At 67.7% G+C, this 16,097-nt stretch carries 11 protein-coding genes and 1 pseudogene; 8 read left to right on the top strand and 4 right to left on the bottom strand.

The annotated features are described in order from the left end of the window. Positions 1-198 precede the first annotated feature (198 nt). Both BLU62_RS16200 and BLU62_RS16195 read right to left on the bottom strand, forming a co-directional pair. Positions 199-495, bottom strand: coding sequence for a GIY-YIG nuclease family protein (locus BLU62_RS16200; RefSeq protein ID WP_074850668.1), 297 nt, complete (start codon positions 493-495; stop codon positions 199-201). Positions 496-845: 350 nt separating this feature from the next. Beyond that, positions 846-4,934, bottom strand: a complete 4,089-nt coding sequence (locus tag BLU62_RS16195) for a bifunctional nitrate reductase/sulfite reductase flavoprotein subunit alpha (protein ID WP_074852945.1) — start codon at positions 4,932-4,934, stop codon at positions 846-848. Between the two features lie 255 nt (positions 4,935-5,189). Here BLU62_RS16195 and BLU62_RS16190 point away from each other — a divergent pair, with 255 nt between their 5' ends. The 8 genes and pseudogenes from BLU62_RS16190 (at position 5,190) to BLU62_RS34940 (ending at position 13,736) form a co-directional block, all read left to right on the top strand. Beyond that, positions 5,190-5,876, top strand: a complete 687-nt coding sequence (locus tag BLU62_RS16190; protein ID WP_074850666.1) for a response regulator transcription factor — start codon at positions 5,190-5,192, stop codon at positions 5,874-5,876. Positions 5,877-5,887: 11 nt separating this feature from the next. Further along, positions 5,888-7,306, top strand: coding sequence for a HAMP domain-containing sensor histidine kinase (locus BLU62_RS16185; protein WP_244278205.1), 1,419 nt, complete (start codon positions 5,888-5,890; stop codon positions 7,304-7,306). Positions 7,307-7,477: 171 nt separating this feature from the next. Next, the gene (locus BLU62_RS16180; protein WP_167544021.1) at positions 7,478-8,923 is read left to right on the top strand and encodes a S1C family serine protease; all 1,446 of its coding nucleotides are present in this window, start codon (positions 7,478-7,480) and stop codon (positions 8,921-8,923) included. Between the two features lie 97 nt (positions 8,924-9,020). Further along, positions 9,021-9,689 (top strand): MogA/MoaB family molybdenum cofactor biosynthesis protein, encoded by a 669-nt coding sequence (locus BLU62_RS16175; protein WP_074850661.1) that lies wholly within the window; start codon positions 9,021-9,023, stop codon positions 9,687-9,689. 98 nt (positions 9,690-9,787) lie between these two features. Further along, on the top strand, positions 9,788-9,991 hold the full coding sequence (locus BLU62_RS16170; RefSeq protein ID WP_074850659.1) for a hypothetical protein: 204 nt from the start codon (positions 9,788-9,790) through the stop codon (positions 9,989-9,991). A 392-nt stretch (positions 9,992-10,383) separates the two neighbouring features. Further along, the gene (locus BLU62_RS16165; protein ID WP_074850657.1) at positions 10,384-11,031 is read left to right on the top strand and encodes an MspA family porin; all 648 of its coding nucleotides are present in this window, start codon (positions 10,384-10,386) and stop codon (positions 11,029-11,031) included. Between the two features lie 71 nt (positions 11,032-11,102). Beyond that, on the top strand, positions 11,103-11,762 hold the full coding sequence (locus BLU62_RS16160; protein ID WP_074850655.1) for an MspA family porin: 660 nt from the start codon (positions 11,103-11,105) through the stop codon (positions 11,760-11,762). A 187-nt stretch (positions 11,763-11,949) separates the two neighbouring features. Next, positions 11,950-13,736 (top strand): annotated as a pseudogene (locus BLU62_RS34940) (ABC transporter ATP-binding protein). A gap of 468 nt (positions 13,737-14,204) precedes the next feature. On the opposite strand, the gene mscL reads toward BLU62_RS34940, so the two are convergent. Together mscL and BLU62_RS16145 are read right to left on the bottom strand one after the other, a co-directional pair. Continuing rightward, the gene (gene mscL / locus BLU62_RS16150) at positions 14,205-15,044 is read right to left on the bottom strand and encodes a large conductance mechanosensitive channel protein MscL (protein ID WP_074850653.1); all 840 of its coding nucleotides are present in this window, start codon (positions 15,042-15,044) and stop codon (positions 14,205-14,207) included. Between the two features lie 234 nt (positions 15,045-15,278). Next, positions 15,279-15,950: an SAF domain-containing protein gene (locus tag BLU62_RS16145; protein WP_375295842.1), complete on the bottom strand. Its 672-nt coding sequence runs from the start codon at positions 15,948-15,950 to the stop codon at positions 15,279-15,281. Between the last annotated feature and the right edge of the window lie 147 nt (positions 15,951-16,097).

Genomic DNA, 16,097 nt, shown 5'->3' with positions numbered 1-16,097 from the left:
AGGTGTGAGGAGCGTTAGCGACGACCAATCCCGCTCCCTGAGGTGTGAGGAGCGCAAGCGACGACCAATCCCGCTCCCTGAGGTGTGAGGAGCGTTAGCGACGACCAATCCCGCTCCCTGAGGTGTGAGGAGCGCAAGCGACGAGCCACGAAGGGCTCGCGACCTCGGATCTCGGCGTCCCCAGTGCTGGAAGCAGTGTCAACCAGAAGTATGTCGCTGGGCGGCACCAGGTCGCTTCGCCAGCATCTTCAGATGATCGATCTCGCCGTCGATCAACGCTCTCTTCTTCGCTCGCGACCAACCGTGAATCCGCCGCTCGATTCGGTAGGCGTCGGCAAGATCGAGTTCCGCGGACCACGCCAACCGGACCGGTCGCCTCTGCGAGGTGAACCCGATCTGCGCCGAGCTGTGTTGTTGAAGGCGGTTTGTCAGGTCACGTGTGCTCCCGACGTAGTACGCGCCGTCGGCGCATTCGAGGATGTAGACCCATGCCATGTGGGGATCATGCGGTTCGGATGGGTGGAATCGGCTTGGTCCTTGGCAGCTGTGGACAGGTTTGACGAAGCCGCTGCTTCTGTGGAGTTCTTGGGTTGCGAGCCCTTCGTGGCTCGTCGCTTGCGCTCCTCGCACCTCAGGGAGCGGGGGGGGCGTCTCCGTGTCTGAGGGGGCGGGGGTGGGGTTGCAGGGTTCGTTGCGAGCCCTTCGTGGCTCGTCGCTTGCGCTCCTCGCACCTCAGGGAGCGGGGGGTGGTCGCTCCTCGCACCTCAGGGAGCGGGAATGGCGCGTACCGTGTCTCAGGGAGCGGGGGGGTCGCTTGTGCTCCTCGCACCTCGGGAGCGGGGCGGTCAGTAGACGTCGCGCACGTACCGCTTGTCGGCGGCGAGGGCCTTGACGTAGGCCTCGGCACCGGCGGGGGAGCGGCGGCCGTACTGCGCGACAATGCCTTTCAGAGCAGCATCGACGTCTTTGGCCATCCGGGACGCATCACCGCAGACGTACACGTGGGCGCCGTCGTGCAGCCACTGGTAGAGCTCTTCGCCGTGTTCGACCATGCGGTCCTGGACGTAGATCTTGCGGTCCTGGTCGCGGGAGAAGGCGACGTCGAGACGGGTCAGCAGGCCGTCGCCGAGCATCGTCGTCAGCTCGTCGCGGTAGTAGAAGTCGGTGGCCGAATACTGTTCGCCGAAGAACAGCCAGTTCTTGCCGTTGTGGCCCAATGCTTCCCGTTCGCGGAGGAAGCCGCGGAACGGGGCGATGCCGGTGCCGGGTCCGATCATGATCATCGGGGTGTCGGGATCGGCGGGCGGGCGGAAGTGCGTGGTCGAGGTGACGAAGACCCCGACTTCGGTGTCCTCCGCATGGTCGGCGAGGAACGTCGAGCAGACTCCGCCGCGTTGGGTGCCGCATCGGTTGTAGCGCACCGCCGACACGGTGAGCTGCACCTCGTCGGGACTTTCGAGCGGGCTGGACGAGATCGAATACGACCGCGGGGCAAGCGGCTTGAGGACGTCGAGCCACTCGTCGACGTCGGCGCGGATCGGATGCTCGGCGAGGACGTCCACCGATTGCCGGCCCCAGGACCAGTCGTTGAATGCCTGCTTGTTGCCCGGCGCGACGAGCGTCATCAGATCATCGGAACCGGAACGCTCACCGACGAAGCGCACGAGATCGGTGGTGACCCGGGCGAACTCGAGACGCTCGCGCAGCGCCCGGTGCAGGGGCATCTCGTCGCCGCCGACCGTCACCGCGTGCCCGCCGTCGAGCCCGGTCCGGTCGAGGAACTCCTCGATGAGGGTCGGATTGTTCAGCGGCCAGACGCCGAGCGCGTCGCCGGCCTGGTAGGTCAGGGTGTCGGCGGGCAGCCGGAACCCGAAGTTGCGCACATCCTTCTGCGAGCCTGCGGAGTTCAGCTTGACGTTCCGCACCAGCGAGGTGGCCAGGGGCTTCTTGCGCGAATAGGCCGGTGCGGTCCGCACCGAGGGAGCGGCCGCGGAGTCCGCGGGTTCGCTGACCACGGTGACCCGCTCTTCGGACACACCGGAAGTGGGTGCGCGGTTACCGATGCTGATCGCACGGATGACCTCGTTGAGCCAACCACCCGCGGTCTCGGAGAAATCCGGTTCACAGTCGACACGGTCGACGATCCGGCGACCGCCGAGTTCACCGATCCGCTCGTCGAGTTTGCGTCCGTGGCCGCAGAAGTCGTCGTAGTTGGAGTCGCCGAGAGCAAGTACCGCATAGTCGACGCCGGAGAGATCCGGTGCCTCCGCCCCATTGAGGGAATCCCAGAACGCCGAACCGTTGTCGGGCGGGTCGCCGTCGCCGGTCGTGGACGTGACGAACAGTGCGGTACCCCGCAATTCGCCGACCTCGACCTCGTCCATCGACTTCGCGTCGGCCCGGAGTCCGTTCTCTTTCATCCGCTCGGCGGTCTCGGTCGCCAGTTCCTCCGCGTTGCCCATCTGCGACGCCCACAGCACGGTGATGGTGCCGGTCGATTCCTCCGAATCCGCCGACGGCACCGACGGCGTCGCGGCATCGACCCGTGAGAACATCCCGGCGAGCAGGCCCGACGCCCACAGTCGGACCTCGTCGCGCAGCGGCGCGTCGGCGGGCACCGACGGAACACCCGACGGCGCAGCCGAAACACCCGCGGCCAGCCCGGCCAGGTACATCTGTTCCGCCGGGGACAACTCCGGGACGACGACGTCCGAAACTCCCAGTGCGACAGCCAACTCAGAAGAGCCGGCGACGGGCGCCACAGCAGACGGCGACCCGGCGACCCTGGTCAGCGTCACGGCGCACACCTTCAGCTCGGGCTGCTGCGACAGCGGGTCCACCGCATCCGAGGTGACGGCGTTGATGGAGAGGTGCTCACCGAAGACGTCGTTCCAGTGGAACGGCACGAAGCAGTTCCCGGGCCGCACCCGATCGGAGACCCTGGCGGGCAACACCGCTCGTCCACGACGCGACGCCACCTCGACCTTGTCCTTCGACCCGATACCCAGGCGTTCGGCGTCCTCCGGGTGGAGTTCGACGAACGGCTCCGGATTGAGCTTGTTCAGTGTGGCGACCCGGCCGGTCTTGGTCATCGTGTGCCACTGGTGCGGCAACCGGCCGGTGTTGAGCAGGAACGGATAGTCGTCGTCGGGCAGCTCATCGGCGTCGAGATGCGGCCGGGCGAAGAACTGCGCGCGGCGCGAGGGGGTGGCGAACGCCAGGCGCGGCACCGATCCGTCGTCGAGCCGGTGCAACGTCTGACTCCGGCCGTCGTTCAGGTACCGGGTGGGGTTGCGCGCGCCGCTCTCAGCGGGGTCCCCGATGCCGTCGGCCGGCGGGCACGGCCACTGCATCGGCGTCCGGCGCAGGCCGTCGTAGGTGACGCCTCGCAGGTCGTAGCCGGTGTTCGGATTCGCGAACTGCTTGATCTCGTCGAAGATCTCCTCGGCACTCGAATAGGTGAACGCGTGTGCGTACCCCATCTCCGATGCGATGCGCGCGATGATCTCCCAGTCGGGGATCGCCTGTCCGGGTGCGCCGAGCGCGGGTTCGAACAGCGTCAGGTTGCGCTCCGAATTGACCATGATGCCGGTCGATTCCGACCACAGCGTGGCCGGCAGCACGACGTCGGCGTACTGGTTGGTCTCGGTCTCGGCGAACGCGTCCTGGGTGATCACGAGATCGGCACGTTCGAGGCCTTGGATGACGGTCTTGCGATTGCCCACCGAGGCAACGGGATTGGTGCAGATGATCCAGCAGGCCTTGATGTCGCCGTCGGCCATCTTGCGGAACATGTCGATGGTTCCGCCGCCGACGTCGGTGCGCAGCGTGCCGGCCGGGACGCCCCACGCGTTCTCCACGAACACACGATCCGCCTCGGCGAACACCGACCGCTGACCGGGCAATCCCGGTCCCATGTAACCCATCTCGCGGCCGCCCATCGCGTTCGGCTGGCCGGTCAAGGAGAACGGGCCGCTGCCGAGCCGGCAGATCGCGCCGGTCGCGAGGTGGAGGTTGACGAGCGCGTTGGTGTTCCAGGTACCGTGCGTCGACTGGTTGAGACCCATGGTCCAGCAGCTCATCCAGTTGCCGGCCTCGCCGATCATCGTCGCCGCGGCACGCAGGTCGTCGGCGGGGATTCCGGTGATGGACTCGACCACCTCAGGCGGATACTGCGCCGCGAAGTCCGGCATCTGCTCGAAACCGTCGGTGAACGACGCGATGAACTCGTCGTCGGTGTGGCCGCCGGAGATCAGCAGATGCAGCAGGCCGTTCAGGAAGGCGAGGTCGGTGCCGGACTTGATCTGCAGGAACAGGTCGGCCTTGTCGGCGGTCGCGGTGCGCCGCGGGTCGACGACGATCAGCTTGGCACCCGCCTTGACCCGGTCCATCATCCGCAGGAAGAGGATCGGGTGGCAGTCGGCCATGTTGGCGCCGATGACCAGGAAGACGTCGGCATGGTCGAAGTCCTGGTACGACCCGGGCGGCCCGTCGGAGCCCAGCGACAGTTTGTAACCGGTGCCCGCGCTGGCCATGCACAGCCGGGAGTTCGATTCGATCTGGTTGGTGCCGATGAACCCCTTGGCCAGTTTGTTCGACAGATACTGCGCCTCGAGCGACATCTGGCCGGACACGTACAGGGCGACCGCGTCGGGACCGTGCTGGTCGACGACGGCGCGCAGCCGCCGCGCGGTGTCGGTGATGACGGCGTCGAGGTCGCCGCGACGCAACTGGCCGCCGCGGTCGTCGCGGACGAGGGGAGCGTCGAGCCGGCCGCCGGAGGCGAGCATGTCGGCGGTGGTCGATCCCTTGGTGCACAGCCGGCCGAAGTTGGTGGGGTGATCGGCGCGCCCGACGGTCTTGGTGAGTTCACCGGCGCCGTCGAGCCGCATCTCCATGCCGCATCCCACGCCGCAGTAGGCGCACAGTGACATCACCGACCGCGACATGGCCGATGGGGGCAGGCCGGGGTGCGAGGTGGGGGAGGCGGTCACGTTCTCCAGCGTCGAAGTCGGATGTTTCGCAACCCGAAGGCCGGCGTTACGCGGCTATCAACTTGATCTCACAGTCGATGACCAGGGGTGTGAAGGTCGAGGAAACCGCAGGTGGCGCGCAATTCCGAGACCGGATGGCGCCGGTTGCGGCGTTGCTCAGGCGGATCTCAGCCGAGGTGGATAAGACTGTATGCCATGCGCATCCTCGTGGTTGATGACGACCGGGCGGTCCGGGAGTCGTTGCGACGGTCGCTCACCTTCAACGGATACAGCGTCGAGACCGCGGGCGACGGCATCGAGGCACTCGAGAAGATCCTCGCCGATCGCCCGGACGTCGTCATCCTCGACGTCATGATGCCGCGGCTCGACGGCCTCGAGGTGTGCCGCCGACTCCGCTCCGCCGGTGACGACCTGCCGATTCTGGTGCTGACGGCCCGGGACTCGGTGTCCGAGCGGGTCTCCGGGCTCGACGCCGGAGCCGACGACTACCTGCCCAAGCCGTTCGCGCTCGAAGAATTGCTGGCCCGGCTGCGGGCGCTGTTGCGGCGCGCCGCACCCGACGACGACGCGGACTCGGAGACGCTCGTCTTCGCCGACCTCTCGCTCGACCCGGTCACGCGCGACGTCACCCGCGGTGAACGGCCGATCAGCCTCACGCGCACCGAGTTCGCCCTGCTCGAGATGCTGATGGCCAACCCGCGGCGCGTGCTGTCCCGTAGCCGCATCCTCGAAGAGGTGTGGGGATACGACTTCCCGACGTCGGGCAACGCCCTCGAGGTCTACGTCGGCTACCTGCGCCGCAAGACCGAGGCCGACGGTGAGTCGCGACTGATCCACACCGTCCGCGGTGTGGGATACGTGCTCCGGGAGACCCCGCCCTAGTGTCGAAGGAGATGCGCGCGCCGATGCCGCTGACGCGGGCGGTGTCGCTTCGTTCGCGTGTCACGATCCTGTCGGCGACCGTCGTGCTGGTGTCGGTCAGTCTGATGGCCGCGGCCGCTTACTTCGTGGTGTACCGGGCGATGTACAACGAGGTCGACCAGCAGCTCGAGAGCCGCGCCGACGGCATGGCCGCCCTCGCCCGCGCCGGCGTCCTCCGCAACCAGCCCGAGCAACTGGTCGCGGGAACCGTGTTCTCCACCAACATCTCGGTCGCCCTGGTGACGCCGAGCGGTCAGACGTACCTCATCGGGCAGGTCCCCTTCGACGAACCCGAACGCGCGATCGTGCGGTCACCGTCGGTTCCCGGGACCAATCCTCAGAGTCTGCGCACCACGCACAATCAGCGCGTCCTGACACGCAAACTCGACGACGGCAACACCCTCGTCCTGGCGCAGAGCCTCATCCAGACCGACCGCGTACTCAAACGCCTGGCCTGGGTGCTGCTCGTGGTCGGTTGTGGCGGAGTGGCTTTGGCGGCTCTCGCCGGTACGACCGTCGGACGTGCCGGTCTGAGACCGGTGGCGCGGCTCAACCGGGCAGTCGAGCGGGTCGCGCGAACGAATGACCTGACACCCATCCCGGTGACGGGCAACGACGAATTGGCCAAGCTCACCGCGAGTTTCAACGCGATGCTCCGGGCGCTCGCCGAATCCCGGGACCGCCAGGCACGTCTCGTCGCCGACGCCGGACACGAGCTCCGAACCCCGTTGACCTCGTTGCGCACCAACCTCGAACTGCTGATCGCGGCGAGCCGGCCGGGCGCACGGGCCGTTCCCGAGCAGGACATGGCCGACCTGCGCGCCGACCTCATCGCGCAGATCGAGGAATTGTCCACGCTGGTGGGCGATCTCGTCGACCTCGCGCGTGAGGACGCGCCCGAGGTGGTGTACGAGGAGGTCGATCTCGCGGAGATCGTCGAGCAGGCTCTCGAACGGGTCCGACGACGCCGCAACGACGTCGAATTCGTGCTCGAGGTGGCGCCCTGGTACGTCTTCGGCGAACAGCACGGACTGTCCCGTGCGGTGCTGAATGTGCTGGACAACGCGGCGAAATGGAGTCCGCCGGGGACGTCGGTGGTCGTCGCGCTGACACAGACCGGGATGTCCACCGCGCAGCTCACCGTCGCCGATGCCGGTCCGGGAATCCCCGAGGAGGACCGGGGCCTGGTGTTCGAACGCTTCTATCGTTCGACACAGTCGAGGTCGATGCCGGGTTCCGGTCTGGGCCTGGCGATCGTGCGGCAGGTGGTCGAACGCCACGGCGGCACCGTCACGGCCGACACCTCGCCCGACGGCGGTGCGCTCATCCGGATGACTTTGCCGGGCCGGGCAACTCCCGCGGAACCATCTCCGCAGGTGATTCGTCAATAAGGGTGAAGCGTCGCGCATCGGCGGGTCACGAGGGCAGCTGTACACCTGATCGACAGCTGTGTGGTTACCCGGTGTGACCTGGTCATCGATCACCTAGGGTTGACCAAAGACGCTGGCCGAAGAGCAAGCGCGCCGGCAGTGTGCCGGTCATACGACGAGGAAGAGACGAAGATGACGACTGGCGGTTCGCAAGGCGGTCCGTTCGGGGGTGGCCAGCACGGCCAGCATGGCCAGCACGAGGCGGGGCACCGGAGCGGGGGCGGCGCTCCCTCCACACCGTCCGGCCCGGGGGCGGGGCCGGCCTCGGGAGCGTTCCCCGCGCAGGGCGGCCAGCACGGTTTCGGCGGCAACAACGCGCCGACGTCGGTGTACGGCACCCCGGGAACCAGTCCCTTTCCTCCGCAGGCCCCGTACGGCGGGCCCGCCGCGGGTGGTGCCTACTCCCAGCCGGGGCCGGCGGCGTACGGATCGCAGCCCGGTGCGCAGCCCCCGAAGAAGAAGGGCGGCGGCCGCCTGGCCGCGCTCGGCGCCGGTGCGCTGGTGGTCGCTCTCGTCGCCGGCGGTGCCGGTGGTGCGATCGGCTACACGCTGGCCGACGGCTCCGACGGGTCGTCGAGCAGCACGAGCACCGGCCCGCTCGGCGGCGACCCCAAGGCGAACGGGAACACCACACCCGTCGAGGCCCCGGCCGGCTCGGTCCAGGAGGTGGCGGCCCGGGTGCTCCCGTCGGTTGTCTCCATCGAGGTCGCCTCGGGCGGCGCGCTGGGATCGGGCTCGGGTGTCGTCCTGAGCGAGGACGGCGTCATCATGACCAACAACCACGTCGTGAGCGCGGGCGGCAACGCAACCGCGGCCAAGGTCGCGGTCAACTTCTCCGACGGTTCGCGCTCGCAGGCGCGGGTGCTGGGTGCCGATCCGATCTCCGACATCGCGGTCATCAAGGTCGACCGGAATGACCTGACCCCGATCACTGTCGGCAACTCGAACAACCTGGCGGTCGGGCAGGACGTGATCGCGGTCGGTTCGCCGCTGGGTCTGGCCGGAACGGTGACCACGGGCATCATCAGCGCCCTCAACCGGCCGGTCCTGACCTCGCGCGATCCGGGCACCAACACCACGTCGGTGATCGACGCCATCCAGACCGACGCCGCGATCAATCCCGGCAACTCGGGCGGTGCGCTGGTCAACGCGAGGGGAGCGCTGATCGGTATCAACACCGCCATCGCCACCCTCGGTGGAGGCGAGGAACAGGCCGGTGGCAGCATCGGACTCGGGTTCGCGATCCCCATCGATCAGGCGATCCGCGTGGCCAAGCAGCTCGAGTCCACGGGCAAGGCCAGCCACGCCAACATCGGTGTGTCCGTGCGCCCGAGTGGTGACTCGGACGTACCCGGCGCGGTCGTCACCGATGTGACCGCGGGCGGACCGGCCGCGGCTGCTGGAATCCCCAAGGACGCGGTCATCACGAAGGTCGACGACCGTCCGATCTCGTCGGGGGACGCGCTGGTTGCGGCCATCCGGTCGCATGCGCCCGGGGACACGGTGACCGTGACCTACACCGCCGGCGGGAACAGCAAGACCGCGCAGGTCAAGCTGGGCACGCTCGAGCTGAAGTGACACGCGGCGCAACCGCCCGCGACACGCGTTCGCGCACAACTGCATAGCGACGAGGCCGTCCATCGGACGGCCGAAGAAGAGAGAGAAAGGGCCTGCCATGTCCGACGCCGGATCCCCCGTTCCCGGAAACACCGCCATCTCCGGCGACACCGTCGAGGAGGGACAGTCCCTGGACGTCCGTCTCGCGGGTGATCCGGGTCAGGTCGATCCGGCCGACGTGGTGGCCGCCGACGCCGCGGCGCGGGAGTTCGTCGCGCGTCACGAGCAGGCCGCGCATCGCCCGCCGGGCGAGGAGATCGGCCGGGCTCTCGTCGTCGTCGTCGACGACGAGGCCGCGCACGGCGAGGACCAGCGTCTGCTCGGGCCTCTCGTCAGCGAACTGCTCGCCGAGGCGGGGTTCCACGTCGATGCCGCTGTTGTCGTCTCAGGCGACGAGGTGGAGATCCGCAATGCGCTGAACACCGCGGTGATCGGCGGCGTCGACCTGGTGGTGTCGGTCGGCGGTGTGGGCGTGGGGGCCCGCGACGTCACGCCGGAGGCCACCGAGCCTCTGCTGGACCGCCGGCTCCGCGGCATCGAGGAGGCGGTCCGCAGTTCGGGCCTCGCCGCCGGCGCGACGGATGGCGGACTTTCGCGCGGGCTGGCCGGAATCTCGGGTCAGACGCTGGTCGTCAATCTCGCCAATTCCCGCGCCGCGATTCGGGACGGCATGGCGACCGCCGCCCCGCTCGCCAAATATGTGATCGAGTCCATCAGTGAATTCTGATTGTGGTCTCGGCTACTCGTCGCGGTAATGTTGAGCAACGCTAAGAATCGGGCTCCGACAGGGACGATCGACCGACTGGAAATGGGGCGACCCCGCCGATGACTGGCGACCGCGGCAACCCGGAAAAACAACCGATGAGCAGCAGTGATGATGCTGCTGCTCATCGTGCTGCCCGGCGGGCGAAGCTCGATTCGGTCTTCGGCGACGACCTCCCGGAGATCACCCGAGATGAGTGTGGCGAAGATCACAAAGGCCTCTCTCAGGATTGGTTCGAAGCCCAACGACCGCCGCATTACGAGTGAAATGCGACTTCCTGTACATAGCCGCATCAGCGCGTTTATCTACCGTTAACTTTCGTCCGTCGATAGATCACGTATTCGATATTTGTGATGGTGCGTATCCGGTTCGTGACACGGCTGAGTCCAGCTGTTGCCCGTTCTGAGACCCCTCCGATAACGTTCGCCACGACAACGCTCGGCGCCCCAGAGTCGGGGGCTGAGGGAAGTCCTGCGATCTGTCGCGAGTGACAACGCAGCAGTGACCAGGAATTCGATGGATTCTTAACGCCCGCTAAGACATGCGTAAGAGCTTGCTTAGCGGTTACTGTGTGGAAGCCCATCGACGTCGAGGGTCATGACTTGCGGATGTGAATGCATTCCGCGGGGTAACAGCCGAATCCTGTGAGAGGGAACGAATGAGCAAGTTCAGCAAGCTTGGGCTGCGCCGCGCCGCGGGCGCCGTCGCGATCGCCTCGGCCGCGGTCGTGGGCCTGGCCGGCATGGGCGCCGGTGATGCGGCAGCAGGAAAGCTGGCCAACGGATACAAGAAGGCCTCGGGCATCGAAGGTGAGTCCATCCAGACGTGGCGCACCGGTGAGTTCGCACTCCCGGCCCCGTCGGTCGCCAACAACGGTGCGGGCCGCTCCGCTGTCGTTTCCGGTGTGTACCAGGCCAAGGCCAGCAAGGGTGTCTCCGGCAACCTCGCCGTCAAGCTGCTCGTCGGCTGCCAGGTCGACATCACCGGTCTGTCGGGCGGATTCGGTGCCGGCATCGACATCCTCGGCGGCCTCGCGAACGCCACCGGTGCCGTCAGCATTCCGCTGTCCCCGGGACAGGTCGCACTCGTCGACATCACCGACAAGGATCTCGCCGACAACGGTCAGGCCGCGATCCAGCTGTCGCAGTTCGAGGTCTCCGTCCAGCAGTGCGGTGGCTTCGCCTCGGCTCGCACCATCACCAAGGTGATCGGAGCCAAGGGCTACAGCACCGACGACGGCAAGGTCAGCGGCGAAGGCTCCCTCATCCAGTCCACCCTGTACGGCCAGCCCTTCAGCCTCAACTGACTCTGGCGCAGATAACTAGCACTTCCTGACTTATCTGCCCTGAGCAGATTGATATTCCACGAAGGGGAATCATGAAGAAGAACATCACGCGTCGCGTGGTTGCGGCTGCCGGTCTCACCGGCGCCGTCGCGATGGGGCTGACCAGCTTGGCTGCTGGTGGCGCCACCGCAGGTCCGCTGCCGGGCGGCACCGTCACCCGGACCCTGGTCGACGGCACCCCCGTCACCGTCCAGCTCTTCGACGAGTTCGTCAACGTCCAGCGCGCCGTCACCAACGTCCAGACCAGCCGTGAGGTGTGGGTCTCGGGCAAGATCAAGGTCACCGTCGGCGGCAAGGCCGAGGGCGGCTCGGTCAACGCGGGCTACCTCGTCGGCTGCCAGGTCAACTTCGGCGCCAGCGCCGAGGGCGGCGCCGGCGTCACCGCAGATTCGTCGGGCGGCGCGCTGAGCTCCGCGGAGGTTGGCGCAGGCTTCACCCTCGGACCGGGCCAGGCCAGCTACTTCCCGATCATCGAGACCACCTCGGGCACTGACACCGCGTACAGCGACTACAAGGTCAACTCGTACTCGTTCAAGGGCAAGTCCGGCGGCGTCGTCTACAGCCAGGAGAAGTTCGGCATGGACGGCTGCGCGGGCTACGCCTCGGCGAAGGCCAAGATCAAGGTGACCGTCAGCACCGACGCCGTGAAGGGTGTCATCACCCTGTACGGCAAGCCGTTCAGCATCGGCTGATCGTCTGGCTGACACTCAGCATCACCACCGCGGGGTGGGAATCCGACCAGGATTCCCACCCCGCGGTGTTTGTTTCGGTGGGAGACGGCTGTCCGGCGCCTGCCGATGTTCTGTGAGGCTCCTGTGATCGGCTGTCGGACAAGGGTTTCCCCAGGTTCGCGCGCTAGCCTCGGCGTCGGCGGTGCGGATGCCGTCGCTGGGAGAGTGGCAGATGATGCACGAAGTGGACGAAACGACCGCGGACGGGCAGGTCCCCGGGCATCCCACCGCACTGTCTCTCCGGATGGCCATTCGTCGTTTCCGCCCGCTGCTCACCGGCTTGAGGTGGCGACTCGTCGCCGCGATCCTCTGCTATCTGGTCCACGTCGCGACCACGGTCGTCACCGTCGCCGTGTTCGCCCACATCGTCGACGACGTCCTCATCACCGGCGATCTGTCGGCTCTGCTCGATCCGCTGCTGGTGTGGATCGCCGCGTCCCTCATCGGTGCGGCGGCCTCGTACGCGGGAGCGGTGCTGACCGGCGGGGTCACCGAGAAACTCCTTCTCCGGCTGCGCGACCGGTTGTACGTGCACACGCAACGGCTCGCACCGCATGCGCGACATCGATTCGGCACGGGAGATCTCGTGTCCCGCAACACCTCCGACGTGGAAGCGGTCGACAGTCTGCTGTCCTCCGGGGTCGTCACCGCCGCCGTCGCCGTCGTGAGCCTGATCGTCTATGCCGTCGCGGCTTTCGTGACCCAGTGGCAGCTCGCCCTGGCTGCCGCGATCCTCGCACCCCTGCTGTGGCTGATCGCCCGCCGTTTCGGCGTCATCGTCAAGCGTGCGTCGCGCCGGGAACGATCGTCGGCCGGCCGGATCAGTTCCCTGGTCGCCGAGGGCGTCGCCAATGCGCCCGCCATCCAGGCCGCCGGTCAGCTCGATCGAGACCGGCGCAGGGTGGGGCGGCAGAGTCGACGATGGCGCGATGCCCGGATGTCGGAGATCCGTGCCGACGCCGCCTTCTCCGAGGCCGTCACCGTCGTCGAGGTGCTGTGCATGATCGCGGTGATCGTCCTCGGAGCCTGGCAGATATCAGCCGGCACAGCGGAACTGGGCACCCTCATCGCGCTGACCGGCTATCTCGGCTACCTGTACCCGCAGATCCAGACGCTGGGGGACTTGTCGTCGACGTCACTGCGGCGACCGCGAGCGCCGAACGCGTCGCACAGGTGCTGGATGCGCCGGTCGGCGTGGCCGAGACGCTCGACGGAGATGATGTGCCGCCGGGCCCGGTGGCGTCGGCGGTGAGCCTGACCCTGGACGGTGTCTCGTTCGCCTACCCGCAGACGGATTCGACGGTGCTCGACGACGTGCAGCTGGACATCGACGCCGGCGATCTCGTCGCCATCACCGGACCCAGCGGCGCCGGCAAGAGCACGCTGACGTACCTGCTGCTGCGGTTCTACGACCCCGACGCGGGCGCGATACTCCTGAACGGCAACGACATCCGGACCATGGACACCCCGACCCTGCGCGCACACATGTCGGTGCTCCAGCAGCGGCCGGCACTGATGAGCGGCACGATCGCCGAGAACATCGCGTTCGGACAGGCGGACGTCACCCGCGAGCAGATCGTCACGGCCGCCGACCTGGCCGGCGCGACGCCGTTCATCCGGCGACTCCCCGGTGGCTTCGACGCCGAGGTGGTCGAACGCGGGGACAACCTCTCCGGTGGACAGCAACAACGAATAGCGTTGGCCCGAGCGTTCTTGCGGAATACGCCGCTGCTGATCCTCGACGAGCCGACCACCGGACTCGATGCCGAGACCGTCGACGAGGTGCTCGAACCGCTCACGCGGCTGGCATCGACGCGGACGACGCTGCTCATCACGCACGACCCGCGTGTGCTGGCCATCGCCGAACGGCGGATCGAGTTGCGGCACGGGCGTTTCGAGTCCCTCGACACTCTGCGAGGAGCCGTGCGCGGGTGACTTGCGCGCCGCAGATGCGTGAAGAGGAGACTGCGGTATTCAGCAACGCGAAGTGAAGGAGGCGGGCTGAATTCTGTCGCACAACCGGAGACGACGCGAGCCCCTGCCGCGCGTAGCGGCAGGGGCTCGCCCCGGGGATCAGCTGCTCAGCTGCCGAAGAACCAGGGGAAGTTCTTGGGACGGGCCTGGGGGCGCGGCGCCGGCTTGCGCTGCTGCCGATTCGGGGCCGTCTGCGGCTTACGGTTCGGCTGATGCTTGTTGGGCATTCGTCCATCCTTGTTTCTCGATGTCTCCGCCCGGGCCGTCGGACCCGGTGGGCCACACACTCTCTGTGCGACGAATCCCAAAGTAGGAGCGCAACCTTGGGGTACGGATGCTGCGCGCTGTCAGCCTCCTGGGAATGGACAGGGCCCGCAACGACTTCGGCCCCCGCCGGTGAGGCGAGGGCCGAAGTGGTGATCGAAATACTCAGCGCGAGTGGCGTCCCGGGGCATCCGGGCCGTCACCGGGGAACTGCTCACCCGGATACTGCTCACCCGGATACTGCTGCTCACCGGGGTACTGGGAGCCGGGGGGAGGGTAGTTGCCCGGAGGGGGGTAGTTGCCGGGCGGCGGGTAGTTACCCGGAGCCGGCTGCGGCGTCGGGTAGGGCTGGCCTCCCGGGCCGCCGGGCTGACCCTGCGGCGGGTTGAACAGCGGCGACGCCTGCGGGCCGGACTGGGAGGGACCCTGCTGTGACGGGCCCTGCTGGGACGGCTGGCCCGCCGGCGGGGGAGTCGAGATCCGTTGCGTGGTACCGGCACCGGCCGGTGACTCGTACGGCGCGAGCGGGCCTGACTGCGGTGAGTAGGCATCAGCGGCAGGAGCGGACGGCTCGGCCAGGTGCTGCGGCAGATCGCTCTCCGCCTCGGCCTTGGCCCTCGACGTTCCCTCCGGATCGAGCAGGTCGCGGATCTCGGTCAGCAGCGCAACCTCGGTGACCTCGGACTTCTTGCCGAAGCCGCCCAGTTCCGCGAGCTTGTTGTACGGCAGGATGATGATGAAGTACACCACCGCCGCGATGATCAGGAAGTTGATGACGGCGGTGATCACGCTGCCGAGGTCGACGAAGGTCGAGGCGTTGTCGGTGATCTGGAAGCCGAGCCCCTGTGCGGCGTCCGACCCGATCGGAATCGAGTTGATGATCGGCTGGACGATGCCGTCGGTGAACGCGGTCACGATGGCGGTGAAGGCCGCACCGATGATGACGGCGGTGGCCAGCTCGACGACGTTGCCCTTGAGTATGAAGTCCTTGAATCCCTTGAGCACGGTGTGCGGCCTCTCCTTGGTCTTCCGCTCTTGTTTCAATGATTCGGTCTCAGTCGGTGCAAGTCCGACATTTGCTGTACGAACTCGTACCACCCTATCCACGATCGTGAACGATCCGATCGATTTGCCTTGAATCTGTAGGAGTGTCGCGGGTGACCGCTGCCCTCGAGTGCTGCTCGACTGTGGTGGGCCACACCGGAGATCGCGACAATTCGGGCAGGTGGCCGTTGCAGGTCAATGCAGCACGACCGCGAGCGAGGAATCCAGGCCCGCCGCCGCGACCCGGTGCGCCGCTGCGGCATCCATCGCCAGGAGAACAGGTGCCACCGCGTTCCGGCCGGCGGTGATCCCGCCCGACGAGGTCTGCCCGGTGTGCATCGCGACGACGGCGCGTCGTGCGAGGACATCGGCGGAGTCGGTCAGGACGTCGACCACGTCGCCGGGCCGGAGCAATGACGTGACCGCCTCGTCGGACAGCCGAACCGGCACGAGACGGGCGTCGTCGACCCCGGTCAGCTCGGCCGGGAGTCGTGAGGACAACAGCCGGGCGTCGGTCAGGATCTCCCCGGTCCGTACGCGGCCGGTGACGGTTCGACCGGTCGCCAGCGCCGCGTCGGAGACGACCCCGGCCGGAGCCGTGCCCGCCATGACGAGCCGGGAGGTCAGATCGCCGGCCTCGACGGTCTGCCCGGGCAGCAGGTCGTGTGCGGCGACGAGCACCTCGAACTCGCCGTCGGCCCGGGTCCCGACGATCGCGACGACCGCCGACGCGACGACGAGCGCGGCCGCAACGGTGCGCCGGACCGCGAGACGGCGTGTCCACCCCGGGCGTACGGCGTGAGCCAACCGGTCGCGGAGGCGTGGGCCGAGGCGGTCACGCGGCAACGACATCTGAGTGTGTGGCATGGCCCGACGGTAGGACGGTGACCACGCGGAACGCGGTGTCGCGGCCGGGGTTGTGGACAGGCAGCCGGGTCGGCGTCGCTCTGTGCACACTCCGCCGCCGCGGCCGGCCTCCGCTAGGGTGACGACGGAAACATGGTGTGCCGGGAA

Source organism: Gordonia westfalica, assembly GCF_900105725.1.
GTDB lineage: Bacteria > Actinomycetota > Actinomycetes > Mycobacteriales > Mycobacteriaceae > Gordonia > Gordonia westfalica.
The sequence above is the reverse complement of the archived record's forward strand: the minus strand, read 5'-3'. Positions and strand labels throughout refer to the sequence as shown.